This window comes from Haloarcula pelagica, from assembly GCF_030127105.1.
In the GTDB taxonomy this organism is placed as follows: domain Archaea; phylum Halobacteriota; class Halobacteria; order Halobacteriales; family Haloarculaceae; genus Haloarcula; species Haloarcula pelagica.
Window position 1 is genome coordinate 1,357,305 of record NZ_CP126161.1, and the last position, 24,094, is coordinate 1,381,398.

The 24,094-nt window shown below is 67.6% G+C and carries 26 protein-coding genes; 17 read left to right on the top strand and 9 right to left on the bottom strand.

Annotated elements, in window-relative coordinates; translation table 11 throughout:
• Positions 1-252 precede the first annotated feature (252 nt).
• The 3 genes from P1L40_RS07165 to P1L40_RS07175 all read left to right on the top strand — a co-directional run bounded on the left by P1L40_RS07165 (position 253) and on the right by P1L40_RS07175 (position 2,415).
• Positions 253-669, top strand: a complete 417-nt coding sequence (locus P1L40_RS07165; protein WP_284010643.1) for an EamA family transporter — start codon at positions 253-255, stop codon at positions 667-669.
• 37 nt (positions 670-706) lie between these two features.
• The gene (locus tag P1L40_RS07170; protein ID WP_284010644.1) at positions 707-1,039 is read left to right on the top strand and encodes a hypothetical protein; all 333 of its coding nucleotides are present in this window, start codon (positions 707-709) and stop codon (positions 1,037-1,039) included.
• Between the two features lie 212 nt (positions 1,040-1,251).
• Positions 1,252-2,415 carry an MFS transporter gene (locus P1L40_RS07175; protein ID WP_284010645.1) on the top strand — a complete coding sequence of 388 codons (1,164 nt, stop codon included), beginning with the start codon at positions 1,252-1,254 and terminating at the stop codon, positions 2,413-2,415.
• Between the two features lie 51 nt (positions 2,416-2,466).
• On the opposite strand, the gene P1L40_RS07180 is transcribed toward P1L40_RS07175, so the two are convergent.
• The 4 genes from P1L40_RS07180 to P1L40_RS07195 are packed head-to-tail and all read right to left on the bottom strand — an operon-like array spanning position 2,467 to position 5,845.
• Complete coding sequence (locus tag P1L40_RS07180) at positions 2,467-3,126, bottom strand: ABC transporter permease (RefSeq protein WP_284010646.1); 660 nt, start codon at positions 3,124-3,126, stop codon at positions 2,467-2,469.
• A complete protein-coding gene (locus P1L40_RS07185; RefSeq protein ID WP_284010647.1) occupies positions 3,119-4,153 on the bottom strand; it encodes an ABC transporter ATP-binding protein in 1,035 nt (344 codons plus the stop codon). The genes P1L40_RS07180 and P1L40_RS07185 overlap by 8 nt, the downstream gene beginning before the upstream one ends.
• The gene (locus tag P1L40_RS07190; protein WP_284010648.1) at positions 4,150-4,896 is read right to left on the bottom strand and encodes an ABC transporter permease; all 747 of its coding nucleotides are present in this window, start codon (positions 4,894-4,896) and stop codon (positions 4,150-4,152) included. The genes P1L40_RS07185 and P1L40_RS07190 overlap by 4 nt, the downstream gene beginning before the upstream one ends.
• Before the next feature lie 4 nt (positions 4,897-4,900).
• On the bottom strand, positions 4,901-5,845 hold the full coding sequence (locus P1L40_RS07195; protein WP_284010649.1) for a glycine betaine ABC transporter substrate-binding protein: 945 nt from the start codon (positions 5,843-5,845) through the stop codon (positions 4,901-4,903).
• 121 nt (positions 5,846-5,966) lie between these two features.
• On the opposite strand from P1L40_RS07195, the gene xacF reads away from it, so the two are divergent.
• Positions 5,967-7,418, top strand: a complete 1,452-nt coding sequence (gene xacF, locus P1L40_RS07200) for a 2,5-dioxovalerate dehydrogenase (protein ID WP_284010650.1) — start codon at positions 5,967-5,969, stop codon at positions 7,416-7,418.
• 45 nt (positions 7,419-7,463) lie between these two features.
• Here the strand turns inward: xacF and P1L40_RS07205 are convergent, their stop codons facing one another.
• From P1L40_RS07205 to P1L40_RS07220, 4 genes are all read right to left on the bottom strand, one after another.
• Positions 7,464-8,117, bottom strand: a complete 654-nt coding sequence (locus P1L40_RS07205; RefSeq protein WP_284010651.1) for an RraA family protein — start codon at positions 8,115-8,117, stop codon at positions 7,464-7,466.
• 38 nt (positions 8,118-8,155) lie between these two features.
• Positions 8,156-8,554: a Rieske (2Fe-2S) protein gene (locus P1L40_RS07210; RefSeq protein WP_284010652.1), complete on the bottom strand. Its 399-nt coding sequence runs from the start codon at positions 8,552-8,554 to the stop codon at positions 8,156-8,158.
• Positions 8,551-9,714, bottom strand: a complete 1,164-nt coding sequence (locus P1L40_RS07215; RefSeq protein WP_284010653.1) for an amidohydrolase family protein — start codon at positions 9,712-9,714, stop codon at positions 8,551-8,553. Before P1L40_RS07215 ends, P1L40_RS07210 begins: the two co-directional genes overlap by 4 nt.
• Positions 9,715-9,791: 77 nt before the next feature.
• Positions 9,792-10,571 (bottom strand): IclR family transcriptional regulator, encoded by a 780-nt coding sequence (locus tag P1L40_RS07220; protein ID WP_284010654.1) that lies wholly within the window; start codon positions 10,569-10,571, stop codon positions 9,792-9,794.
• 724 nt (positions 10,572-11,295) lie between these two features.
• Between P1L40_RS07220 and hemC the strand changes: the two genes are divergently transcribed.
• The 9 genes from hemC to P1L40_RS07265 all read left to right on the top strand — a co-directional run bounded on the left by hemC (position 11,296) and on the right by P1L40_RS07265 (position 20,335).
• Positions 11,296-12,438 carry a hydroxymethylbilane synthase gene (hemC, locus tag P1L40_RS07225; protein WP_284010655.1) on the top strand — a complete coding sequence of 381 codons (1,143 nt, stop codon included), beginning with the start codon at positions 11,296-11,298 and terminating at the stop codon, positions 12,436-12,438.
• Complete coding sequence (gene cobA, locus P1L40_RS07230) at positions 12,435-13,196, top strand: uroporphyrinogen-III C-methyltransferase (protein ID WP_284010656.1); 762 nt, start codon at positions 12,435-12,437, stop codon at positions 13,194-13,196. The genes hemC and cobA overlap by 4 nt, the downstream gene beginning before the upstream one ends.
• The gene (locus P1L40_RS07235; RefSeq protein WP_284010657.1) at positions 13,196-13,948 is read left to right on the top strand and encodes a uroporphyrinogen-III synthase; all 753 of its coding nucleotides are present in this window, start codon (positions 13,196-13,198) and stop codon (positions 13,946-13,948) included. Before cobA ends, P1L40_RS07235 begins: the two co-directional genes overlap by 1 nt.
• A gap of 129 nt (positions 13,949-14,077) precedes the next feature.
• Entirely contained in the window at positions 14,078-15,244 is a 1,167-nt protein-coding gene (locus P1L40_RS07240; protein WP_284010658.1) for an extracellular solute-binding protein, read from the top strand.
• Positions 15,244-16,218: an ABC transporter permease gene (locus P1L40_RS07245; RefSeq protein WP_284010659.1), complete on the top strand. Its 975-nt coding sequence runs from the start codon at positions 15,244-15,246 to the stop codon at positions 16,216-16,218. Before P1L40_RS07240 ends, P1L40_RS07245 begins: the two co-directional genes overlap by 1 nt.
• Positions 16,215-17,168, top strand: coding sequence for an ABC transporter permease (locus tag P1L40_RS07250; protein WP_284010660.1), 954 nt, complete (start codon positions 16,215-16,217; stop codon positions 17,166-17,168). Before P1L40_RS07245 ends, P1L40_RS07250 begins: the two co-directional genes overlap by 4 nt.
• Positions 17,168-18,196, top strand: a complete 1,029-nt coding sequence (locus tag P1L40_RS07255; protein WP_284010661.1) for an ABC transporter ATP-binding protein — start codon at positions 17,168-17,170, stop codon at positions 18,194-18,196. Before P1L40_RS07250 ends, P1L40_RS07255 begins: the two co-directional genes overlap by 1 nt.
• Entirely contained in the window at positions 18,193-19,095 is a 903-nt protein-coding gene (locus tag P1L40_RS07260; RefSeq protein WP_284010662.1) for a metallophosphoesterase family protein, read from the top strand. The genes P1L40_RS07255 and P1L40_RS07260 overlap by 4 nt, the downstream gene beginning before the upstream one ends.
• Positions 19,096-19,159: 64 nt before the next feature.
• Entirely contained in the window at positions 19,160-20,335 is a 1,176-nt protein-coding gene (locus P1L40_RS07265; RefSeq protein ID WP_284010663.1) for an MFS transporter, read from the top strand.
• On the opposite strand, the gene P1L40_RS07270 is transcribed toward P1L40_RS07265, so the two are convergent.
• Positions 20,336-21,067: a PspA/IM30 family protein gene (locus P1L40_RS07270; protein WP_284010664.1), complete on the bottom strand. Its 732-nt coding sequence runs from the start codon at positions 21,065-21,067 to the stop codon at positions 20,336-20,338.
• A gap of 134 nt (positions 21,068-21,201) precedes the next feature.
• On the opposite strand from P1L40_RS07270, the gene P1L40_RS07275 reads away from it, so the two are divergent.
• The 4 genes from P1L40_RS07275 to P1L40_RS07290 all read left to right on the top strand — a co-directional run bounded on the left by P1L40_RS07275 (position 21,202) and on the right by P1L40_RS07290 (position 23,935).
• Entirely contained in the window at positions 21,202-22,659 is a 1,458-nt protein-coding gene (locus P1L40_RS07275; protein WP_284010665.1) for a RecJ family nuclease, read from the top strand.
• A gap of 49 nt (positions 22,660-22,708) precedes the next feature.
• A complete protein-coding gene (locus tag P1L40_RS07280) occupies positions 22,709-22,990 on the top strand; it encodes a hypothetical protein (RefSeq protein ID WP_284010666.1) in 282 nt (93 codons plus the stop codon).
• Positions 22,991-23,031: 41 nt separating this feature from the next.
• Positions 23,032-23,355, top strand: coding sequence for a DUF5783 family protein (locus P1L40_RS07285; RefSeq protein WP_284010667.1), 324 nt, complete (start codon positions 23,032-23,034; stop codon positions 23,353-23,355).
• A 208-nt stretch (positions 23,356-23,563) separates the two neighbouring features.
• Entirely contained in the window at positions 23,564-23,935 is a 372-nt protein-coding gene (locus tag P1L40_RS07290) for a NifU family protein (RefSeq protein WP_284010668.1), read from the top strand.
• The last annotated feature ends 159 nt before the right edge of the window (positions 23,936-24,094 follow it).

Sequence of the window (24,094 nt, forward strand, 5' to 3'; positions counted from 1 at the left end):
ATCGCCCCGGAACCCGAAGCGGCCACTACCCTCCCCCCTCGAACGCGGCCCGGGACCGCTCTGTCGTTTTCTCCCATGGATCTTGCCCGAACGTACATGTACAATCCCACATAAGGCTTCGTTTCGAGCCGGCACACGGCTGTCCGGCATAGATTTAACAGTCGGGACGGCGATCACGGAGTATGAACCGGAGGCGAGTCACGAGCACCGCCAGCCAGCCGATCGACCGTCCACAGCACCGGGAGGCCCGCCGTGGTCACTGACCAGTCGCTGCTGTTCGCTGTCGCGGCGATGTTCCTCTACGCGGGCTGGGCGCTGCTGGCGAAGTTCGCGACCCAGCGGATCCCCGTCGGCCAGGCCGTCGCGATCACGTACGTCGCCGGGCTGGTCGCGGTCGGCGGCTACTTACTGCTGACGGACGCCTCGCTCGTCGGGTCCGCCGGCGGCGCCGGCTACGCCGTGCTGAGCGGGCTGTTCCTGGGGTGTGGGACGCTTGCCTACTACGCGGCACTCGACACCGGGTCGGCGGCCATCGCCACCAGCGTCAGCGGGATGTACCTGCTCGTGACGACGGTGCTCGCGATCCTCTTCCTCGACGAGACGCTGACCGGCGTCGAGTTGACCGGCCTCGGACTGGCGGTCGTCGCCGTCGTCCTGCTCTCGCAGTAGGCCAACGTTCATTGTGCTGGCCGCTCGACGTGGCGATATGGGAGACGACAGCGAACAGACACCGGACGACGTGCCGCCCTGGTGGGACGAGAACGTCGAGATCCGCGGGGAACTGGAGCTTCCGGGGTACGACGCGCCCCGCTTCGACGACGGGACCTACGTCCACGAGACAGTCTCGGAACTCGAATCCCGGTACGACTGCCAGATCCGGTTCATCGACCCCTCGCCCTCGAAGGTGAGCCGCTGGGAGATCAGAGTCGACGGCGAGCCGGTCGAGACGGTCCACCGACGACGGGATGTCGACGCCAACACCGTCTTCGACATCACCGCCGCGGCGTTCGAGCGCCTCGTGACCGCGGCCGCCGAGTGACCCCCCGGCAGTTTTATCAGCCGTCCCCGACGACGCTTTCGTGTGTACCGACACGCCTGTCGCGAGTGTGACAGCCAGGTCGAGCCGTCCCGGTGTGGCGCCTGTCCCGAGTGTGGACACGTCCCCCGGTACGCCTCGGACTGAGCCGGTCACCGACGGCACGCGTTCTCCGGCGGCCCACCAGCCGTCGGCAGGTCGACCCAGTTCCACCCATGATAGAGACGTTCCGCGACCACAGTGGCAGACAGTTGAACGTGCACGCGATCGGTATCGTGATCTCCCTCTCGGGGCTGCTCGTCGTCGCGCCGATGCTCCCGGAGATCATCGACTACTTCCAGATCACCTCGGCCGAGGCGGGCGTGTCCGTCTCGTTCATGTGGGGGTGCAACGCCGTCGCGCAGTACCCCGGCGGGCGGTACGCGGACCGGCTCTCGGCCGGAATCGTCCTGTTGGTCAGCCAGGCAGTGATGATCGCCGGCTTCGTCCTGCTGTCGGCGGCGACGCTGTTCCCCCTGTTCGTCGCCGGCCTCGGCCTCGTCGGCGCCGGCTACGGGCTGTTCGAGCCCGCGGGGTTCGTCCTCCTGCGTGACCTCTTCGAGGACCACCGCGGCCGTGCACTGGGCATCCGGGACGCCGCCGTCAACCTCGGGAGTGCGCTCTCGGCGGTGCTGGCGGCCGTCGTCGTCGGCTCGGTGACATGGCGCGACGCCTTCCTGCCGGTCGGTGTGTTGCTGGCGGTCGTCGCCGTCGGAACCCACCGCCTGAACCGCCACGACTACACCGTATCGACAGTCGGGCTCGACCTCCGAGCGGTCTGTGGGCGGCTGTTCCAGTCGCGCCGAACGTACGCGGTCGTGCTCGTGCTGTCGGTCTCGATGTTTCTGTGGCAGGGGAGCGCGAGTTTCCTCCCGGCGTACCTCCAAGCGGACAAGTCGTTCACCGCTCTGGAAGCGACGGCCGCCTTCGCCGCGGTGTTCGTCGTCGGGATGGTGACGACGCCGGTCGCGGGCGCCCTCAGCGACCGGGCCTCGCCCCTCTGGATCGGTGTCGGTGCGGCCGGATGCGGGGCCGTCGGACTGACGACCCTCGTCGTGGCCGACTCGCTCGTCGGCGTCGGCGTCGGGCTGTTCGCCTTCGCCATCGGGCTGACGACGATCTGGCCGGCCATGTACGTCTACCTGGCTGCGGTCCTCGCCGAGGAGACGATGGGCGGGGATCTGGGAGCGATCCGGGCCGTCTACTTCGCCGTCGGCAGCCTCGGTCCGGCGTACGTCGGGACGGCGGCGGCACGAGTCGGGTATCCGGCGGCGTTCGCGAGCCTCCTCGCGTGTTTCGCGCTCACTGCCGGCCCGCTCTGGTGGCTGGGACGACAGTAGCGGCGGCGAGAACGAGCGTCTGCGTCGGCAAGTGACGAGAACGAGCAGCGATCAGGCCTCGGCGGCCGTCGCGGTCTGCGTGTCGAGCGTCCGTTCGACGGCGCCCAGGACCGTATCCAGCGAGATCGCCAGTATCGCGCCGGGGATCGCGCCGGCGAGGATCTGCGGGTTGTTGAACAGTTGGATGCCGGTGACGACCCAGTCGCCCAGGCCGCCCGCGCCGATGAAGATGGCCAGGTAGGCCGTCCCGACGTTCATCACAGTGCTGGTCCGGATGCCGGCGAAGATGACGGGCACCGCCAGCGGAAGCTGGATGTCCCAGAGGATCTCCCGCTCGGTCATCCCCATCCCCTCGGCCGAGCGGATAGTGCTCTCCTCGACTTCCTCGATCCCGGCGATGGTGTTGGTGATGATCGGCAGCAACGCGTACACCCACATGGCGACCAGCGCGGAGTTGAACCCGATCCCGACGAAGGGGAAGACGAGCGCGATGACCGCCAGCGGCGGGATGGTCTGTGAGACGTTCCCGCCCGAGAGGACCCACGTCTTGATCCGGTCGTTCCGGGTCGCGAGGACGCCGGCGGTGACCGCGACGATAATGGCCGCCACCTGTGCGACGAGCACGAGGACGACGTGTTCGCGCAACAGCGTCAGGAAGCCGTCGAAGTTGTTCACGAGGTACTCGAAGGCGGCCACGAGCAGATTACTCATACAGGACCTCCTTCGACGGCGATGTCTCGGCGTTGATCTGGTCGAGGTCGAGGGTCCCGACGACGGTGCCGTCCTCGACGACCGGCAGCCAGTCGCCGTCGGACTCGACGAGCAGCGACAGCGCCGTGTCCGTGCTCTGGTCCGGCTCCACGGTCACCGGCTGGCCGGTCTCGTTCGTCGCGATCCCGTCGGGCGTACTCCCGGTCCCGTCGAGGTCGGCGGCCGCGGTCCCGGTCACGGAGTGCGTCGTGTCCATGACCCACCCGACATCGAGGACCTGGAGCTTCTTCAGCCCGCGGTTCTGGCCGATGAAGTCCCGGACGAACTCGTTTGCGGGGTCCTCGAGGATGTTCTCGGGAGTGTCGTACTGGACGACCTCGCCGACATCGTAGATGGCGATCTTGTCGCCCATCTTCAGCGCCTCGTCGATGTCGTGGGTGACAAAGAGGATCGTCGTGTTGATCTCGTCCTGGATCTCCAGGAACTCGTTCTGGAGGTTCTCCCGCGTGATGGGGTCGAGCGCGCCGAAGGGTTCGTCCATCAACATCACGTCGGGATCGGCCGCCAGCGCCCGGGCCACACCCACGCGCTGGCGCTGGCCGCCCGAGAGCTCCCGGGGGTAGTCGCCGCGGTACTGGTCGGGCGGGAGGTCCATCAGCGAAAGCAGTTCGTCGACGCGCTCCGCGATGCGGTCCTCGTCCCAGTCGAGCAGCCGCGGAACGGTCCCGACGTTCTCGCCGACGGTCATGTGGTCGAACAGCCCGATGTCCTGGATGACGTAGCCGATGTTGCGCCGGAGATCGATCTTGTCGACGGTCTGTACGTCGTCGCCCTCGAACCGGACGGTCCCGCTGGTCGCGTCTTCGAGGCGGTTGACGAGTTTCATCGTCGTCGTCTTGCCACAGCCGGACGGACCGACGAGGACCGTCGTGGTGCCTTCCTCGACGGTGAAGCTCACCCCGTCGAGGGCCACCGTGTCGCCGTACGTCTTCGCCGCGTTCTCGAACTCGATGACTGGGTCGTTCATGAGAGTACCTTCCAGAGTGCTTGCGTGGGTCGTGCTTGGTCGATCTGTTCGCCGTTGCGCAGCCGGAACAGCTGCTCGCTGATCGCAAAGAGATAGTCGAACGCCAGCGTTAACACCACGAGCACGAGCGTCGTGACGACGATCATCGGGACGTTGCGCTCGCGGATCCCCTGGAAGATGAAGTCGCCCAGGCCGCCCGCGCCGACGAAGGCGCCGATGGCCGCCACGCCGATGATGATGACGATGGCGTTGCGCAGGCCCGTCATGATGACCGGCAGTGCCATCGGGACCTGGACCTGTCGCAGCCGTTCGAGCCGGGTCATCCCGAGTCCGCGCCCGGACTGGAGCGCCGCCTCGTCGACGCCGTTGAGTCCCACGTAGGTGTTCCGGACCAGCGGCAACTGGGAGTAGACGACGAGGGAGACGATCACCGGCGGTTCCCCGATGCCGAACACGGGGATGAGCAGGCCAAACAGCGCGATACTGGGGACCGTCATCGAGACGCCGGCCAGCCAGAGGACCACCGTCGCCGCGGTGTCGTTGAACGTGATCAACACGCCCAGCGAGACACCGATGGGGATGGCGAGCAGGATCGAGAGCGCGACGATGTCGACGTGCTCGAACACGAGGACGAGCAGTTCCCCGGCGTACCGCGAGAGAAACGTCTGGTACTCCGCCAGCGGGCCGGCGAACACCGCCGGCAGGACGGCGTCGAGAACGAGTCCGGGTGAGTCGGCTGTCATCGTCCTAGATCAGGCCTTCCGAGGACAGGTGTTCCCTGGCGACGTTCGCGGGTTCCCTGTCCTCGACGCTGACTTTCAGGTTCATCTCCTGCATCTTCTGGGTGGTGACCGTCGGCGCGATCTCGTCGAACGTCTCCTCGATCGCCGGGTTGGCGTCGAGTTGCTCCTGGGAGATGATCGGAACGATGTCGTAGTTCGAGAAGTGGTTCCGGTCGTCGTCCAGGATTCGCAGGTCGTACTCGAAGATCTGTGGCTGTGTCTGCCACCCGGAGGTCGCGACGGCCTGTTCGTCGTTGAGGATCTGGTAGTTCAGCCCGCCGTAGCCGACCTTCTTCAGGTCGACGGCGTCCCAGGCCGACTGCTCGATGTCGTAGTCGTCGAGCAGCGCCGGCAGGCCGTCCTCCCGCTCGGCGTACTCGGTGTATGAGACGAACGTGATGTCGGTGTTGCCCTCGTTGACGAACGACGCGAAGTCGCTGATCGCCTCGATCCCGTGCTCGTTCGCCCAGTCGGGGCGGGCGATGATCGTCCAGGTGGCGTTTGCCTCCGAGGGTTCGGTCAGTGTGAGCCCCCACTGTTCCTCCGCGCCCGCCTCCGCCTGCTCGTAGATCTGCTGGGGGTCCGCGATGATCTCCTCCTCGCCCAGGATCTGGTGCCAGAGGGTCCCGGTGTAGGTCCAGTAGCTGTCGATCTCGTCGTTCTTGAGCGCGTTGACGTTCTGTGAGGTGCCGCCCAGCCCCGTCTCGTCGTTTACCGTCAGGTCGGTGTTTTCCTCCAGGGCCGCGATAGACATGTGCCCCAGAATCTCCTGTTCTGCGAACCGTTTCGAGCCGATCGTGATCGAGCCGCCGCCGCCACCGCTCCCACCGACGAGTCCGGAACAGCCCGCCGTGCCTGCGATACCCAGTGCGCCTGCTGCTCGAAGGAATGACCGCCTGCTTTTGTGCATGATTCATTCTGTACGATTGCAGTGATAGTATAAATAACTTTCCCCAATATGCAGGGTTCGGCCGAGACTGCCGCGGGGGAGCCCAAACCATTAACACGGTGGATTCCGAGGTTCGCCGTGCATGCCGACCGAGCACAACAACTACTGTAACGGCGAGTGGGTCGCATCGGAGTCCGGCGAGACGTTCGCCGTCACGAACCCGGCCGCGGAGACGGAAGTCGTGGGACAGCTCCAGTACTCGACGGAGAACGACGCGAAGTGGGCGGTCGAGGCCGCAGCGGACGCACAACAGGCGTGGGCGGACACACCCGGCCCCGAGCGGGGACAGATCCTCCGGAAGGCCGGATCGATCGCCAGCGAGCGCAAGGCGGAACTGGTCGAGACGCTCGTCGCCGAGGAGGGCAAGACCCACAGCGAGGCCAGCGGCGAAGTCCAGCGGTCGATCGACATCCTGTTCTACTACGCCGAGAAGGCCCGCGACCACGGCGGGTCGATCAAACCCGCGAGTTCGGCCGGGGCGGAGATCCGCGCAAAGACCGAACCGGTCGGCGTCGCCGGGCTCATCACCCCCTGGAACTACCCCAGCGCCATCCCGGCCTGGAAGCTCGCGCCGGCGCTGGCGACCGGCAACACCGCGGTGCTCAAACCGGCCTCACAGGCGCCCCTCAGCGCGAAGAAACTCGTCGAGTGTCTCGACGAAGCCGGCCTCCCGGACGGGGTCGTCAACTTCGTGACCGGTTCGGGAAGCACCATCGGGGGCGTCCTGGCGGCCCACGAGGACATCGACGCGATCTCCTTTACCGGGAGCGCGTCGACCGGCGACGTAGTCTATCAGGACGCCGCCGCCGACCAGAAGCGCGTCCAACTGGAGATGGGCGGGAAGAACCCGACCGTCGTGATGCCCAGTGCCGACCTCGACGAGGCGGTCGACATCGTCGGCGTCGGCGCCTTCGGCACGACCGGCCAGTCCTGTACGGCCACCTCGCGGGCCATCGTCCACGAGGCTGTCCACGACGAGTTCCTCGATCGGATGGTCGAGTACGCGGAGACCCTCGACATCGGTCCCGGCCGGGCGGACCCGGACATGGGGCCACACGTCAGCGAGTCGGAACTGGAAGTCACCCAGGAGTACGTCGACGTGGCACGGGCCGAAGGCGCGACCCTGGAAACCGGCGGGGAGACCCTCGACGGGGGCGTCCACGAGAGCGGGCACTTCGTCGAGCCGACCGTCTTCTCGGACGTGGTCTCGGAGATGCGGATCGCCCAGGAGGAGGTGTTCGGGCCGGTGTTGAGCGTCATCGAAGTCGGTGACTTCGAGGAAGCGGTCGCGGTCGCCAACGACACCGACTACGGCCTCTCGGCCAGCATCGTCAGCGAGGACGCCGAGGAGATCAACACCTTCGTCGACCAGGTCGAGTCCGGTGTCGTGAAGATCAACGAGAAGACGACCGGGCTGGAGCTACACGTCCCCTTCGGCGGGATGAAAGGCTCCTCGAACGAACTGTACAGAGAACAGGGCGACGCCGGCCTGGAGTTCTACACGACGACGAAGACGGTCTACGCGAACCGCTGACCGCGGTCGAACACACGTTTTCCGTTCGTCTGTCTCCTGGGGAGTTCAGAACGTCCCGTGTTGCTCGTAGGCCTCGGTAGCCTCGACGCCGTCTTCGAGCGCGGAACGGACCGCGTCCTCCGAGGACGCCATCTCGTGGGCGTCGGCGGCGACATCGGCCGCGACTTCCTCGGGGACGACGACGACGCCGTCCCCGTCGCCGACGACCACGTCGCCCGGACTCACGCGGACGCCGCCGACGACGGCCTCGGTGTTCCAGTCGAGGAGCTCCCAGCGGAAGATACAGTCGACCGGCGACGTGTACCGGTTGAACACCGGGAACCCGCGCTCGCGGATGACGCTGGTGTCACGGACGCCGCCGTCGATGACGGCCCCGGCGACGCCTTCGGGCTGGAGCGAGGTGACCTCCAGTTCGCCCAGGTGGGCCGATGTCGTGTCGTTGGTGTCGTAGATCATCACGCCGCCCTCGGGGACATCCTCGTGCATTTCGAGGAAGCGTTCGAGCACCTCGTCGGCGTCGACGCTCCGGTTGGGCCGCCCGACGATGGGGAAGGCCGTCCCGAGGATGCTCATGCCGTCTTCGAGCGGGGTGATCTGTGGGTCGATCGTCTGTTCCTCGTAGCCGTACTCGTGGAGCACGTCGGCGATCGCCGGCGTGTACAGGTCTTCGAACTCCGAAACGATGTCTGAGTCTGTCATGGTGGTGTCTTGGATCGGTCGGTTGTCGAACGATACGCCTACAGCGTGACGACGACGTGGCCGGCCTCGGCACGGACGGGGATCGACCGAAGCCGACAGCCGTCGTCGACGAGACACTCGCCGGTGGTCGCGTCGAACTCCCAGCCGTGCCAGGGACAGCTCAGGACTTCGCCCTCGCGGGACCACTCCAGTTCCGTCTCCAGTTCGTCGCGGTCGAACTCGCCTTCGACGGTACCGCTGAGCATCCCCTCACAGAGCGGGCCCCCCTGGTGGGCACACCAGTTCGGGTAGGCGTGGAGTTCGCCACCGATGTTGAACACGCCGATCTCCTTGCCGTCGAGGAGGGCGATGAGGCGTTCCCCCTCGGTGAGTTCGTCGGTGCGCGCGACGACGTGTTCGTCGTCGTCGAGCCCCAGGTCGGTGGTCTCGGTGCTCATGCTTCCACGTCGATGTCGAACACGTCCGCGGAGTTCTTGTACAACACCTTGTTCCGTTCCTCCTCGGTGAAGTCACCCAGATACTTCAGCAGGGCCTCGGTGTTGTCGATGTCGAAGTGGGGGTGGTCCGTCGCGAACATGAGCACGTCCGGTCCCCACATCTCGATGAGCTGTTTCATCATCGTCGAGTCGTCGGGCTCGTCGAGGGGCTGGGTGGCGAAGTAGAACTGGTCGCGGACGTACTGTTCCGGGGTCTTCTCCAGCAGCGGGACCTCGCTCCGGCGCTGCTTGTACTCCCGGTTGAGCCGGAAGATGAGCGAGAGCCAGGCGATGCCGGCCTCCTGGAAGACGAACTCCAGGTCGGGGAACTTCGCCGGCGTCCCGTTCTCGAAGAGGCTCGTGAGGGTCAGCATCTGCGAGTAGACGTGCCCCAGCGCGTGGTTCGCCATGTACGTCTGCATCTCGTGCTGGATGATCGGGAAGTCGAGCGCCAGTCCGGGAGCGGCCGCGCCGTGGTAGACGACCGGCAGGTCGTTGTCCTCGGCGGCCCGGTAGATCGGGTCGTAGCGCTGGTCACCGAGGGGCGTCTTCACGCCCGTCGAGTTGAGGAACACGCCACAGATCTGGTCTTCCTTCGCGACACGGTCGATCTCTTCGGCGGAGGCCGCCGGATCGTGCGGGACGACCGACGCCAGTCCGCGGAAGTTCTCCTGCCCGTCGAGGAACCGCTCGATGAGGACGTTGTTCGCGGCGCGGTTGAACGCGACCGCCTTGTCCGTCTGGCGGACCATGTTGAGTTCCGGGAGCATGTTGACGATGGGGTAGTCCACGTGGAACTCGTTCGAGAGGACATCGTCGATGTCCTCCTGCGGATCGGTCACCTGCATCAACTCGGTCGGTAGCTTCCCGTTGAGATCCCGGTTGTAGTTGTCCGTCGGGTAGAGCCCGTCGTACGACGAGGTGTCTGGCTGGAGGTAGTACTCCACTTCCTGGCGATACGGGTCGTCGAGGTGGTCCAGCATGTCGCGCTGGATCGCCTCGTGCCGGAAGGACGTGTGAACGTCCATGTCGATGACCGGCACGTCGGCGAGCTGATCGGCGAGGGGGTTCTGTCGCGCCTGGTCGCTGCGTTCGGCGAGACTGTCGGACTGGTGCGCCATACACGAGAGACGATGTATACAATTATTATAAATGTTTTCCCGGGACGAGCCGGCAGTCCGTTTCGTGACGCGAAACGTCAGTACGACGTGTCCTCGGCCCGGGAGATGTTGAGGCTGATGACGTTGGCCGCGCTCTTGACCGCTTCCGCGAGGTCCTCGTGGAAGTACTCGCCCGTGAACTTCATCGCCGGGCCAGAGAGGCTGACCGCCCCGAGGGCGTGGTCGTCGTCGTTCAGGATCGGCGAGGCGATACAGCGCAGGCCCTTCTCGTACTCTTCGAGGTCGAGTGCCAGTTGCTCTTCCCGGACCGAGGAGAGGTCCGATTCGAGTTCCTCGCGGGACGTGATCGTGTGTTCAGTGTAGGGGTCCAGTCCGTGCGTACGTACGACTTCGTCGACGACCGCCTGAGGCGCAAACGCCAGCATCGCCTTCCCGGTGGCCGAACAGTGAAGGTCGTGGCGTTCGCCAGCGTCGGTCGAGAACTGGACTTCCGTCTCGCCCTGCGTGCGGTAGAGATAGACGCCCCGTCCGTTCTCCCGGGTCGCGAGGTTAGCGAGTTCACCGGTTTCGGCGGCGATAGCGTCGACCTCGGATCGGGCGAACGCGAACAGCGGCCCGTAGTTGCGCGCCGACTCGCCCAACTGGAGGAACCGAAGCCCCAGGTGGTAGTCCTCGCCGTCCTTGACGACGTATCCCTCCTGGCGGAGCGTGCTGAGGTGGTTGTGGACCGTACTCTTCGTGAGTCCCGTCGTCTCGGTGATACGACCGATCCGCCCGCCCCCCAGTTCCTCGATGGCCTCCAGGATCGTCACCAGCGTGAGATCGGATTGGATCGGGTTTTTCGCGTCGTGTGTCATAGCCTAGCGTGCTCGTGGCCGTACTTGATTCTTTTGTGTGACGAAACGCTCGAACTACACACATGACCCGAAGCCACGGTTCGTGTGATCGCTCCACACGCCGTCGCTACCGTTTCGTGTCGCCGAACGGCCCCGGATCGCCGTCAGTGCCCGCCGAGACGGCGTCGCGTCGCCGTGTCACGGCTGCCACCGGTCACCGACGCCCGATCCACTAACAGCTGTACTACTGTTATGTTCTCGGCTCGTCCGCCCTCGACCGGACCGGGACACCAGTGATCGCCGGACACCCACGCGGGAACGTCGTTCTTTATCACGAAACGGAGCCGCCGGCCCGGTCCGACCCGGCGACAGGCTGGGGAGCCACAGACACCGATCGGCTACGACGGCACACTGTAACGAGCGTACGAGTGTTAGGAATGGCGAGTCTAGCAGTCCGAACCCGTCGGTTCGGATAGTCAGAGCTACTTTCGGGAGTGGATAAGGATTTTATAGTCGTGTACTCCGTTTTCTAGTATCGTATCCAGTTTTTCAAATTTTTATCTGTCGTATAAATCCCCACATCACAGTTTATAAGTATATTTCGTCCATTCTACTTCGATATACGAGTTTTCTGTCACCAAACTCGCCGCGTATCGGTCACAGCTACATCGGCCGACCGTCTTGGCCCGACAGCCGGGGACCGGAAGTGATGTGCTTTTCACCCGGGCCCGTCGAAGATTCGGGCATGACTACGGAGACGCTCAAACTGGCGACACGGGGGTCGGACCTGGCGCTCCGACAGGCCGCGTCGGTCCGGGACCGGCTGTCGAGCCGCCGCCTCGGGGTCGAGTTGGTCGAAGTCGAGACGACGGGCGACCAGATCCGCGACGAACTCATCCACCGGCTGGGCAAGACCGGCGCGTTCGTCCGGAGCTTAGACGAGAAGGTCCTGGCCGGGGAACTGGACGCGGCCGTCCACTCGATGAAGGACATGCCGACCGAGCGGCCAGAGCAGCTGGTCGTCGCCGCCGTCCCCGAACGCGGGCCGGCGGGCGACGTGCTCGTGACGCCCGCGGGAGACACACTCGACGACCTCCCGGAGGGTGCGACCGTCGGCACGTCCAGCCTGCGGCGGCGGGCGCAGTTGCTGGCCGAGCGTGCGGACCTGACCGTCGAGCCGCTCCGGGGCAACGTCGACACCCGCATCGAGAAGCTGCTGGCGCCGACGCTCCAGCACGAACACCAGGAACGCCACGAGGCCGAACAGGAGCGCAAGGAACACGCCGGTGAGGACGACAGCGACTACGAGTTCCCCTACGACGAGGATGTCGAGGCGTGGTTCAACGGCCTCTCGGAGCTCCAGCGCCGGGCGATGGAACGCGAGCCCGACACGGAGTTCGACGCGATCGTCCTCGCCGCGGCCGGCATCGAGCGGGCGGGTCTGGCCCACCACGTCGAGACGGTCACGCTCGACACCGACCGGTTCGTCCCGGCGCCGGGCCAGGGCGCGCTGGCGGTGACCGCCGTCGACGGCGATCTGGCTCGGACGATCAAGGATCGGCTCGACGACCCACAGACCCGCGCCGAGACCACCGTCGAACGGACGATCCTGGCGGAACTGGGCGGGGGCTGTGTCGCACCCATCGGCGTCTACGCGCGACTGGAGGGCGCGGTCGTCCACACGACCGTCCGGGTGCTCTCCCGAGACGGCGACGAGGAGATCACGGTCTCCCGGGACCTGCCCGCACAGTCTCACATCTCCGCTGCACGGGAGCTAGCGGCCGAACTCGCCGACCGGGGCGCCGACGACCTCATCGCGGCGGCGAAACGCGACGCCGGCGCGGCCGACGACGACGCCGCGACCGCGCGGGAGGGTGAGGACGCGTGAGCGACGACAGCGTGGGAAAGGTGTATCTGGTCGGCTCCGGCCCGGGGGACCCGGACCTGCTGACGGTCAAGGCCAAACGGCTGCTGGAGGCGGCCGACGTGGTCCTCCACGACAAGCTCCCCGGCCCGGAGATCCTGGGGATGATCCCCGAGGAGAAACGCGAGGACGTGGGGAAACGCGCCGGCGGGGAGTGGACGCCACAGGAGTACACGAACGCTCGGATGGTCGAACTCGCGCGCGAGGGCAAGACCGTCGTCCGGCTCAAGGGCGGCGATCCGACGGTCTTTGGCCGCGGCGGCGAGGAGATGGTCCACCTGGCGAACGAGGGGGTCCCCGTCGAGATCGTCCCGGGGATCACGAGCGCCGTCGCCGGGCCGGCCGTCGCCGGCATCCCGGTCACCCACCGGGATCACACCTCGTCGGTGTCGTTCGTCACGGGCCACGAGGACCCCACGAAAGACGAGTCCGCCGTCGACTGGGCGGCGCTCGCCGACACCGGCGGCACCATCGTCGTCCTGATGGGCGTCGGCAAGCTCCCGGAGTACACCGCCGCGCTGCGCGAGGCGGGGATGGCCCCCGAGACGCCAGTCGCCCTGATCGAGCGGGCGACCTGGCCCGACCAGCGGGTCGCCACGGGCACCCTCGAAACCATCGTCGAGGTCCGGGACAGCGAGGGGATCGAACCGCCGGCGATCACCGTCATCGGCGACGTGGCCGGCCAGCGCGAGCAGGTCGTCGAGTTCCTGGAGGGCGACTGATGCGGGAGGCCCCGCGGCTGCGCGTTGCGTTCTTCCGACCCGACGACGAGCGGACCGAGGAGGCCGTCGAACTCGTCGAGTCGTTGGGCGCGGACCCGGTGCCGGACCCGATGCTCGCCGTCGAACCAACCGACGCGGCCCCCCGCTCGGACGCCGACTACGTCGTCCTGACGAGCAAGACCGGCGCCGAACTGGCCGCGGCGGCCGACTGGGACCCCGACGGGGCGACGGTGTGTGCCATCGGCGACGCGACCGCCGCGGCACTCCGGGCCGAGGGCTACGCCGTCGACCACGTCCCCGCGGAGTTCTCCTCGGCCGGGCTGGTCGACTCCCTCGGGGACGCCGTCGACGGCGCCCGCGTCGAGGTGGCCCGCTCGGACCACGGCTCGGCGGTCCTGACCGACGGCCTCGAAGCGGCCGGCGCGTACGTCCACGAGACGGTGCTGTACCGGCTGGTCCGCCCCGAAAGCGCCGGCGAGTCGACCGAACTGGCCGCCGCCGGTGACCTCGACGCGGCGCTGTTTACCTCCTCGCTGACCGTCGAGCACTTCCTGGCGGCGGCCGACGAACGGGGCGTCCGCGCGGCCGCGATCGAGGGGCTCGACGCGGCGACGGTCGGCGTCATCGGCGAGCCGACCCGCGAGACGGCCCGAGCGCACGGGATCACCGTCGACGTGGTGCCCGACCGTGCCGACTTCGAGGCGCTTGCCTGTGCGGTCGTCGAGGACGCGGCCCCGACCCACCACGAGTGAGCCTGCTGTGCTCGCGGCGCACGCTTCTCAATAGACGTATCGAGCGCTACGTTCCGGAACCATCCCGGAATATCAGTACAGAATACAAATATAAACTGCCTTTCCAGTCTCACGGAAGAGTCCACTCGTATGGAGTATTCACGTCGGCGACTCCTCCAGGCGTCAGGTGCAGCAATCGCGACCGGACTCGCGGGGTGTTCCGGTGGGAGCGGTTCGGAAGGGAGCGGTGGCTCCTCCGGCGGGAGCTCGGGTGGCTCCGGCGGGACCTCCTACGAGGTCGGCCACGGCGACTACCAGACGACGGTCTCGCCGAGTTCGTTCCCCGAGAAGCTGTTCGTCTACGCCGTCCAGACCGGCTGGTCGAACTGGGGTGCGCTGATGAGCGACTTCGAGGAGCAGTACGGCCTCCCGCTGAACGACGACCAGCGATCCTCCGGCGAGGCGCTGTCGGACCTGCGTTCACACGCCCAGGACCCGACTCACTCGGCGTACAACGGCGGCTACACCTACGGTATCCTGGCGATGCAGGACGGGCTCACCCAGGCGTACAAACCGAACGGCTGGGAGAAGGTCCCCGAGAAGCTCAAGACCGACAACGGCCACATGACCGCCACCCGGCGGATGACCACGACGGTCACCTACCGGAAGGACATCTACGAGGAGGAAGGCATCGAACCGCCCGAGACCTGGGACGACCTCAAGCGAGAGGAGATCGCCGCGAACACCCAGTTCCAGCCGCCAAACGCCGCGGTCGGGCTGGCCGGCGCGCTCTCGATCAACAACGCATACGGGGGGAGTCTCGACGACGTGCAACCGGTCGTCGACTACTACTCCGAGATGAAAGAGAAGGGGGCGGTGTTCGCCGGCAACGTCGAACAGAAGTTCAGCAAGGGCGAGATCACGACCTTCGTCGAGTACGACTACACCGGCCTCGACCTGAAGTACAACGCCGACTCCATCGCCGAGGAGAAGGTCGGCGTCTCGCTGCTGACCGGCCCCAACGGGGAGAAGGGGGCGTTCAACCAACCGTACGGCTACGGGATGCTCAAGGGCGCACCGAACCCCGAGGCGTGTAAACTGTTCATGGACTACGTGCTCTCGCTGGAGGGCCAGCGGAAGTTCCTCGACGCCTACGTCCGGCCGATCCGGGCGCCGGAACTGGAGATGCCCGAGGAGTTCCCCGCACAGTCGGCCTACGAGGAGGCGCAGTTCCAGGTCGACTACCAGCAACTCGTCGAGAACCAGGAGGGCATCATCAACGAGATCGGGCAGGGCGTCGGCCTGACGGGGTACTGATGGCGACCCGAGACGAGTCGGCGCCGCTGGGACGGTTCCGGACCGGCCTCGCCAGCCTCCTCGCGCCGACGACCGAGCGCGACCGGAGTCGTCGGCGCATCGCCGCACTGGCGGCCCCCTTCCTCGTGCTTGCGACGTTCGGCGCGTTCGTCCCGCTGGCGACGATGGTGCGGATGAGCACCTCGGCGTCGAACTTCGCCATCGAGGGGCTCACGCTCGCGGCCTACGAGCGGCTGTTCACCTCGATCCTGGCCGCGGTTCCCGGTGCCGGGATCGACGCCAACCCGGTGTACGGCGAGGTCATCTGGAACTCGCTGTGGTTCGGCGCGGCCACGACCCTCGCAAGCGTCGTGATCGGCGTCGCCATCGCACACGGGTTAGAGAAGTACGACCTGCCCCGGGAGGGACTACTCGTGACCCTCATCTCGTTCCCGATCAGCCTGCCGGGTATCGTCGCCGCGTTCATGATGATCGTCTGGTTCGGCAAGACCGGCCTCCTGACGAACGTCCTGACCGTCTTCACCGGCGCCGGCCCGAACGCCGTCGCCCTGACCGGCCAGCCCTCGGGGACCCTGCTGGCGATCACCGGCCTCTTCTTTGGTTATCTCTACTCGATGATCCCGCGGGCGACGTTCCTCCTTCGCGGGAGCTACGCCGAGGTCAACACCGACGCCGAGGAGGCGGCCAGATCGCTGGGGGCGACCCCCTGGCAGACGTTCCGCTACGTCACGCTGCCACAGATCCGCCCGGGCATCGTCGGCGCGCTCATCCTCACCTTCCGGACGGCACTGGCCATCTTCGGCACCGTCCTCGTGTTGAAGGCGCTGTCGGTGGTCACCTTCCGGTTCAGCCAGGAGATCAGCGTCGGCTTCGACCTCCAGATGGCGTCAGCGCTGGCGACGGTGTTTTTCGTCTTCACCGTCCTCTTTACCTTCCTGAGCCTGCGCCTGACGAGCGCGGAGGTGGCCGGATGAGCACACCCGGTGCCGACGCCGGCGACACCGCGGACTCGAATACGGGAACCGGACGCTCGGTCCCCGCCCGCGATCCGGGTCGGTTCGGCCGGCTCTCGGCGGCCGTCGGCCGGCGGGTCATCACCGCCCTGATCCTGGTGACCGTCGTCTTCCTGATCGGTCCGGTCGTGTTCACGTTCGTCGCCTCTTTCGCCGGCGAGTGGACCGGCGTCCTCCCGAGCGGGTTCGTCACGCTGGATAACTGGAAGCAGGCGCTCGGGCTGTCCTCGACGCTCGGTGCGAGCCGCGGGCTGGGCGGGTCGACGACGATCCCTATCATCGGCGCGACGATCCCGCTGCCCGAGACGCTGAGTCTCAGCATGGCGCTGGCGCTGGGCGGTGTCTTCATCAACCTCCTCGTGGGGGTCCCGATCGCCTACGCCGTGACCCGCTACGACTTCTACGGGCAGAGCTGGCTGAATACCTTCGCCGTGTTGCCGGTCGTGCCGGGGATCATCCTCGGGATCGCGTTCCTGCGGACCTATCCGAACTTCCCCAGCGCCGTCGCGCTGATGATCGGCTACTCGCTGCTGAAGGCGCCGTACATGGTGCTCGCGGTCCAGTCGTCGTTCGAGTCGATGGATCTGCGCCAGATCGAAGAGAGCGCCCGATCGCTGGGGGCCTCTTGGCCGCGGACCTTCCTGACGGTGGTCGTCCCGAACGCGAAACAGGGGATCCTCTCGGGAGCGATCGTCTGCTGGACGCTCGCGGCCGCGGAGTTCAACTTCTCGTATATCGTCTACTCGCGCGGGCCGAAGCCGTTCTCGCTGTTCCTGTTCGAGAACATCTCGAACAACCCGTTCCTGCGGGCCGCCGCCGCCATCTCGATCTACTTCCTCATCGTCGTCGTCGTGACGGCGCTGTTGCGGTCGACCGGGGAACGGGGCTTCTCGATCGGAGGTGTCCGCTGATGGCAGAACAGATCAAACTCGATACAGTCACGAAGGAGTTCGGGGAAACGACCGCCGTCGACGGGGTCTCGCTGACCGTCGAACCGGGAGAGACAGTCGGGCTCGTCGGCCCGTCGGGCTGTGGGAAGACCACGACCCTGCGGACCGTCGCGGGGTTCGAGACGCCCACCGACGGCGCGGTCCGCTTCGACGGCGAGGCGGTGACGAACGTCCCGCCCGAACAGCGGGACGTGGGGCTTGTCTTCCAGTCCTATGCCCTGTTCAACAACATGACCGTCCGGGAGAACGTCGAGTTCGGCCTGAAGATGCGGTCGCTGCCGGCCGACGAGCGAGCGGAACGCGCCCACGAGGTGCTCTCCTTGCTCGGCATCGACGAACTGGCCGACCGGGACCCACAGACGCTCTCGGGCGGGCAACAACAGCGGGTGGGACTCGCTCGTGCGCTGGCGATCGAGCCCCGCGTCCTCCTGCTCGACGAACCGATGACCGGCCTCGACGCGAAGCTCAAGACCCGCCTGCAAGAGGAGATGGGCGCTCTGCTGGACGACCTGGACGTGACGGCCATCTACGTCACCCACGACCAGGAGGAGGCGATGGTGATGTGTGACCGCATCGCGGTGATGAACGACGGCCACGTCGAGCAGGTCGGCCCGCCGCGGTCGGTGTACCAGGAGCCCGAGACACCCTTCGTCGCGGAGTTCGTCGGCACGTCGAACCGGCTCCCCGCCACCGCCCGGAACGGGACCGTCGACGTTGGCTTTACCGACATCGAGAACCGCACCGGCGCCGAGGGAAGCGTGACCGTCGTCGCCCGGCCGGAGGCGTTCGCGGTCGGCGAGGGGTCGATCACGGCGACGGTCCAGAACACGTTCTACCTGGGCGAACACGTCCGGACGGTCGCGACGCTCCCCGACGGCAGCGAGGTGACGCTGAACCTCGACGGGACGGTCACGCCACAGGCCGGCGAGGAGGTGTCGCTGGCGCTGGACCCCGAACGGGTCCACGTCATCGAGGAGGAGCCGGCGTGACGGCCGGGCCGGCGCTCGCCCGGTTGGACCGGCCGGCCACCGACGAGTCCGTCCGGCTCACCGTCGTCGCGGACCCCCACGTCACCGCGAGCGAACGCGGGACCTGGAAGTGTTACCACCGGACAGTCGACCGGCTGCGGACGGCGCTTGCCGGCGCCGACCGCCGCGGCGCCGACGCCGTCGTCCTGGCGGGCGACCTCACCGCCGACGGCCGCCCGGACGAGTTCGACACCGTCGACGAACTGCTCGGGGAGACACCCGCCGACCCGTTGGTCGTCCCCGGCAACCACGACGTGCCCAAGACCTTCGACGGCCACGACACGCCGGCGGTCGCGGCCTTCGAGGAACGCTACGGCTCACTGCCGGCCGCCAGGGAGGTCGGCCCCGTGACGCTGCTTGCCGTCAACAGCGCGAGCGACCCGGGCGGGCGCCTCCGGGACACCTGGGGCGGCGCCGTCGGTCCGGCCCAGCGGGAGTGGCTGGCCGACCGGGCGGCCGACGCCGCCCTCCCGATTCTCGTCACACACCACCCACTGGCGGCGCTGCCCGAACACGACGGCCCGCCGTGGACGAACTTCCAGGCGCGGGACCGCGAGGCCGTCCGGTCGGTGTGTCGCCGCCACGGTGTCGAACTGGTCGTCAGCGCCCATCACCACGTCCCCACGGTGGCGCGCCACGGCGGCGTCGCGGAACTGCTCTCGCCGGCTGTCTGTTCGTTCCCCCAGGCCGCCCTGGACATCGTGATCGGCCCCGACGGGACGACGGCACGGCTGGTCCCGCTCGCCGACGCCGCCGGCGTCGAGGAGGCGTATCACCTCGCCCGCGGCGGGAAGGCACTGGGCCAGGGCATCTGTTCGCTGGCCGAGTCCCGGCTGGGACGACTCCCGCTCGCGGAGTGAGAACCGGCACGAGGGACCGGACTCGAAACGTTCAGGTACGGCCCTGGCTAACGTGGGTTTCCACGTGTCCGAGAGTCCGCGAACGGCGGTCCACGTCGCGCTGGTCACCGGCTGGCAGGTCGTCGCCAGCACCTGTTTCTACGCGCTGTTCGCCGGCACCACGCTGTTCCGCGAGTATCTGGGGCTCTCGCCGTTTCTCGTCGGCGTCGTCGTCACCGCGGCGACGCTTGGCTACACGCTCGCGCTGTTCCCGGTGGGCGCGGCCGTCGACGGCGCCGGCGAACGGCCGGTCCTGATCGGCGGGCTGATCGCGCTTGCCGCGAGCGTCGTCGGTGTCGGCCTCGCCGGCGGCGTCGTCGGACTCGCGCTCGCGGCTGGCTGTCTGGGAGCGGCCTACGCGACGGCGATGCCCGCGACGAACCGCGCCATCGTCACCGCGGTTCCGGAGGGGACCAGAGGACGGGCGATGGGGCTCAAACAGGTCGGTGTCACCGCCGGCAGCGGGCTCGCAGCCGTGCTCGTGGTCAGCGTCGCGCCGACGGTCGGCCCCTGGAACGGCGGGTTCCTGGCGGTCGGCGCCGCCGCGCTGGTCGTCGCCGCCGCGTTCGCCGTCGGCTACCGGGGGACCCCCGGGGGCGAGTGGCGCCTGCCCGATGTCCGGGGACTCCGGCGAAACCGGGCCTACGTCGCGCTCTCGGCCGGCGGGTTCTTCCTCGGGGCCGCGCTGTTCACGACCGTCGGCTACACGACGCTGTATCTGACCGAGGCGGTCGGCGTCTCGGTGGCTCTGGCAGGGCTGGGATTCGCCGCGATGCAGGTGACCGGCAGCGCCGGCCGCGTCGTCGCCGGCTGGCTCGCCGACCGACTCGGTGGCGGGGCGCGGGCGAACGCGACGGTGTTGCTGGGCCAGGCGCTGCTGGGCGTCGGGCTGTTGGCGGTGCTTGCGGCCCCGGGACTGTCGCGGCCGACGGCACTCGCGGTGGTCTCGCTCGTCGGTGCGACGATCCTCGGCTTCACCGGGCTGTACTACGCCTGCATGACCGCGCTGGTCCCGACAGAGGAGGTCGGCGCGGCGACCGCCGGCGGCCAGACCGCGCTCAACGCCGGCGCGCTGCTCGCGCCGCCCGCCTTCGGCTGGCTGGCCGACACCACGTCCTACCGGGCCGGCTGGCTGTTGCTCGCCGTAGTCGCTCTGGCCGGTACCGCAGCCATCGCCGTCGTCGTGAGACAGACCCGCTGATCAGTCGGCCGCCTCCGCGTCGGCGGGTTCGGCCTCGCCGCCCAGTTCCGCCCGCAGGGTCTCCAGTTCGTAGTCGACGGCCCGTTCGTTCGAGAGCCGGTCGAGTTCGCGGTCGATGTCGTCGCCCTCGCTGAGCACCGACTCCAGTTGCCCGGTCTCCTCCAGTTCCTCCAGCGCGGCGGCGCGGGCCTCCATGCGTTCGGTGCGCTCGGTCGCGCGCTCAATCGAGCGGCTCACGTCGGCCATCGTGTCGCCGACGCCAGTGAACGCCTCCGAGACGCGGGCCGACGCTTCGGCAGCCTCGTAGCGCGCCTTGACCGTCTCTTTTTCCGTCCGGAACTGCTCGATCTGGCTCGACAGCTCCGCGCGCTTGCCGACCAGTCGGTCCTGTGTCCCCTGGAGTTCGTCGATCTGTTCGGTCAGATCGGCGATCTGTGAGACGTGGGCCTGTTTCTTCGCCAGCGCGCGCCGAGCGAGATCCTCGCGCTCCTGGCGCATTGCATCGCGAGCCTGGCCGTCGTACTTCTCGACGTTCTCCCGGAGCCGCCGCCGGTGGATCTCCAGACGCTTCTTCTGGGTCGTCACGTCGGCGATGCCACGAGTCACGTCCTGGAGTTGGTCCCGCAGTTGCTCGTAGGAGTAGTCCAGCTCCGCGCTCGGGTCGCCAGCACGGTTCAACAGCGCGTTGAGCTTCGACCGGACGAAAAAGAGGAACCGATCGATCAGTCCCATCGGCCGCCCTCCCGGTCGAACGCTCCGCATAGCTTTGTTTTCATTGACACTTCACAGTACGCTCGTCGGCGGCATAACCGTATCGTCGCCCCCGAGTGAACGTTTTTAACCCGGGGCGCACCTACGCCCAGTCGATGACGACCGGTCCCGTCCCCGAACTCGGCGAGCGCGCACGGGCCTGTGCCGACCGCCTGCGGGCCGCCGACGGCGTGTTGCTGGCCTCGCACATCGACGCCGACGGCCTCACCAGCGCCGCGATCGCGACGACCGCCCTAGAGCGGGCCGGGATCCCGGTCGAGACGGTGTTCAAGAAGCAACTCGACGACACGGAGATCGCGACGATCGCCGCCCGCGAGTACGACACTGTCCTCTTTACCGACTTCGGCTCCGGCCAACTCGACGCCATTTCCGAACACGTCGCCGCCGGGGACTTTTCGGCCGTGATCGCCGACCACCACCAGCCCGCGGCGCCCGAGGACTGTCACCCCGACGCCGTCGTCGACACCGACGGCTACGCCGACTTCGAGTGCCACCTCAATCCGCTGCTGGAGGGGATCAACGGCGCGTCGGAACTGTCCGGCGCCGGTGCGGCGTACGTCCTCGCCCGGGCACTCGAACCGGACGGCGGCGACAACCGCGACCTGGCCGCGCTGGCCGTCGTCGGCGCCGTCGGCGACATGCAGGCGGTCGGCGGCGAACTCGTCGGCACCAACGCGGCTCTCGTCGAGGAGGGCATCGAGGCCGGCGTGCTCGCGGAGGGGACCGACCTCTCGCTGTACGGCAAGCAGACCCGGCCGCTACCGAAACTGCTCGAATACGCGACAGAGGTGCCGATCCCCGGGATCTCCAACAACGAGGCCGGCGCGACCCGCTTTCTCGAAGCCCTGGGCCTGGACCTGAAATCGGGGGGCGAGTGGCGCACCTGGGCCGACCTCTCGGACGAGGAACGCCAGACCGTCGCGAGCGCGCTGGTCCAGCGGGCGGTCAAACGCGGGGTCCCGGCGGACAAGATCGACTCGCTCGTGGGGACGACCTACACGCTGACCGCCGAACCCGTGGGGACCGAGCTCCGGGACGCCAGCGAGTTCTCGACGCTGTTGAACGCCACCGCCCGCTACGAGCGGGCCGACGTGGGCCTGGCCGTCTGTCTGGGCGAGCGCGGCGCGCCGCTGGAACGGGCGCGGAAACTGCTCGCGAACCACCGCCGGAACCTCTCGGAGGGGCTGAACCTGGTCAAAGAGCGCGGCGTCGACCAGGCCGACCACGTCCAGTACTTCGACGCCGGCGACGCCATCCGCGAGACCATCGTCGGCATCGTCGCCGGGATGGCCCTGGGGACCGACGGCGTCGACTCGGACAAGCCGATCATCGCCTTCGCCGACGCCGACGGCGAGACGAAGGTCTCCGCGCGGGCGACCGGTCCACTGGTCGGCCGCGGCGTCGACCTCTCGGTCGTGATGAAGGAGGCGTCCCAGTCGGTCGGCGGCGACGGCGGCGGTCACGACATCGCCGCCGGCGCGACGGTCCCCGCCGGCGAGGAACAGGCGTTCGTCGACGCCGCTGACGAGATCGTCGCCGAGCAGTTGGGATAGCGCGGCGAGCGGGCCCCGGACTTATGATCCGTCCCACGTAGTCCCGTGCATGGACACGGACCCGATCGACGACAAGGGACGGCTGCTCTTTGGCGCGGGCTTCGTCTTCGGCGCAGGGTTCATCCTGCTGGTGCTCGGACTGGTCGTCGCGACGACGGGGAGCGGTGTCGGCGCGCTCGGGATCGACGTGGCGGTCCTCATCGCCGCGAGCGTCCTCGTGACCGCGGTCGTCGGCGCCGCGCTCTTCCTGCTTGCCTTCCCCGAGAACCGCGTCGAGGTGCCGGTCTCGCTGGCACCGGGTCCCGAAGACATCGACGAGGAGCGATCGTGAGTCCGGGCCATCTTTAGGCGCCGGTCTCGAACCCGTCGGCAATGGCAACCTTCGATCCCGACCAGTTCGAAGACAAGTACGCGAACTACTTCCCCGAACTCCAGAAGGCGTACAAGCAGGCCTTCGAGCGCATGAACGACGCGTACGACTCGGAGCTCATCCACGCCATCGACCAGCAGATCCTGAACGAGTCCGAGCCGTTCTACGAGGGCGACCAGGAGTTCCGTATCGACCTGCCCGAGGACCCGCTGGACCGCCTGACGGCGGTCCTCGTCGACGACGAGAAGGCCGAGAAGATTCTCCAGGAGTACGTCGAGACCATCGAGCGCGAACTCCAGTCGGTCTTCGAGTTCGACGCGGAGTGAAACGCGCTGGCTGGCGCCACCGCTGGGGTGGCCCCGGTTACAGCCGTCCCGTATGCCTCCCAACGACAACACGGGCGGGACTGAAACGGGCCGGATCGAGCGATCGGGGCTCTCTGTCCGTTGGCAGCCGTATGCGCGCTCTCGGGACCGACAACCGAACCCGTCAGTCCAAAGGTCTAAGCCTCCCGGGGCCGGACCTAGAGCCACTATGAGCACGGAGACCGAGGACGGGGACGACCTGCGCGAGCGTATCACGAACTTCCTGCGCCGGAACTTCCCACAGATCCAGATGCACGGCGGGAGCGCCGCGATCGAGGAGATCGACCGCGAGGAAGGCAGCGTCACGATCCGCCTGGGCGGGGCCTGCTCGGGCTGTGGCATCTCCCCGATGACGATTCAGGCGATCAAGACCCGCATGACCAAGGAGATCCCCGAGATCAGCGAGGTCGTCGCCCGGACCGGGATGGAACAGCAGGAGGGCATGGCCGGCGGCAGCGGCGGCATGAGCCCCTCGTTCCCCGGCGAGTCGCGCGGCGGCGACGTGACCGACGACGACGAAGGTCCCGAAGCGCCCTTCTGAAACCACTTTTTACTGCGGGGGGTTCGCGGAGCGAACCCCGCTTGCAAAAACCTGGGGAAAACGGCCGAACTCGCGCCGACGGCGCGAGTTCGGTGAACCCGACTCGCTTCGCTCGCGGGATGCGCTCGTGAAAGCCCTGCCCTTCCCCATTGTCGCTCG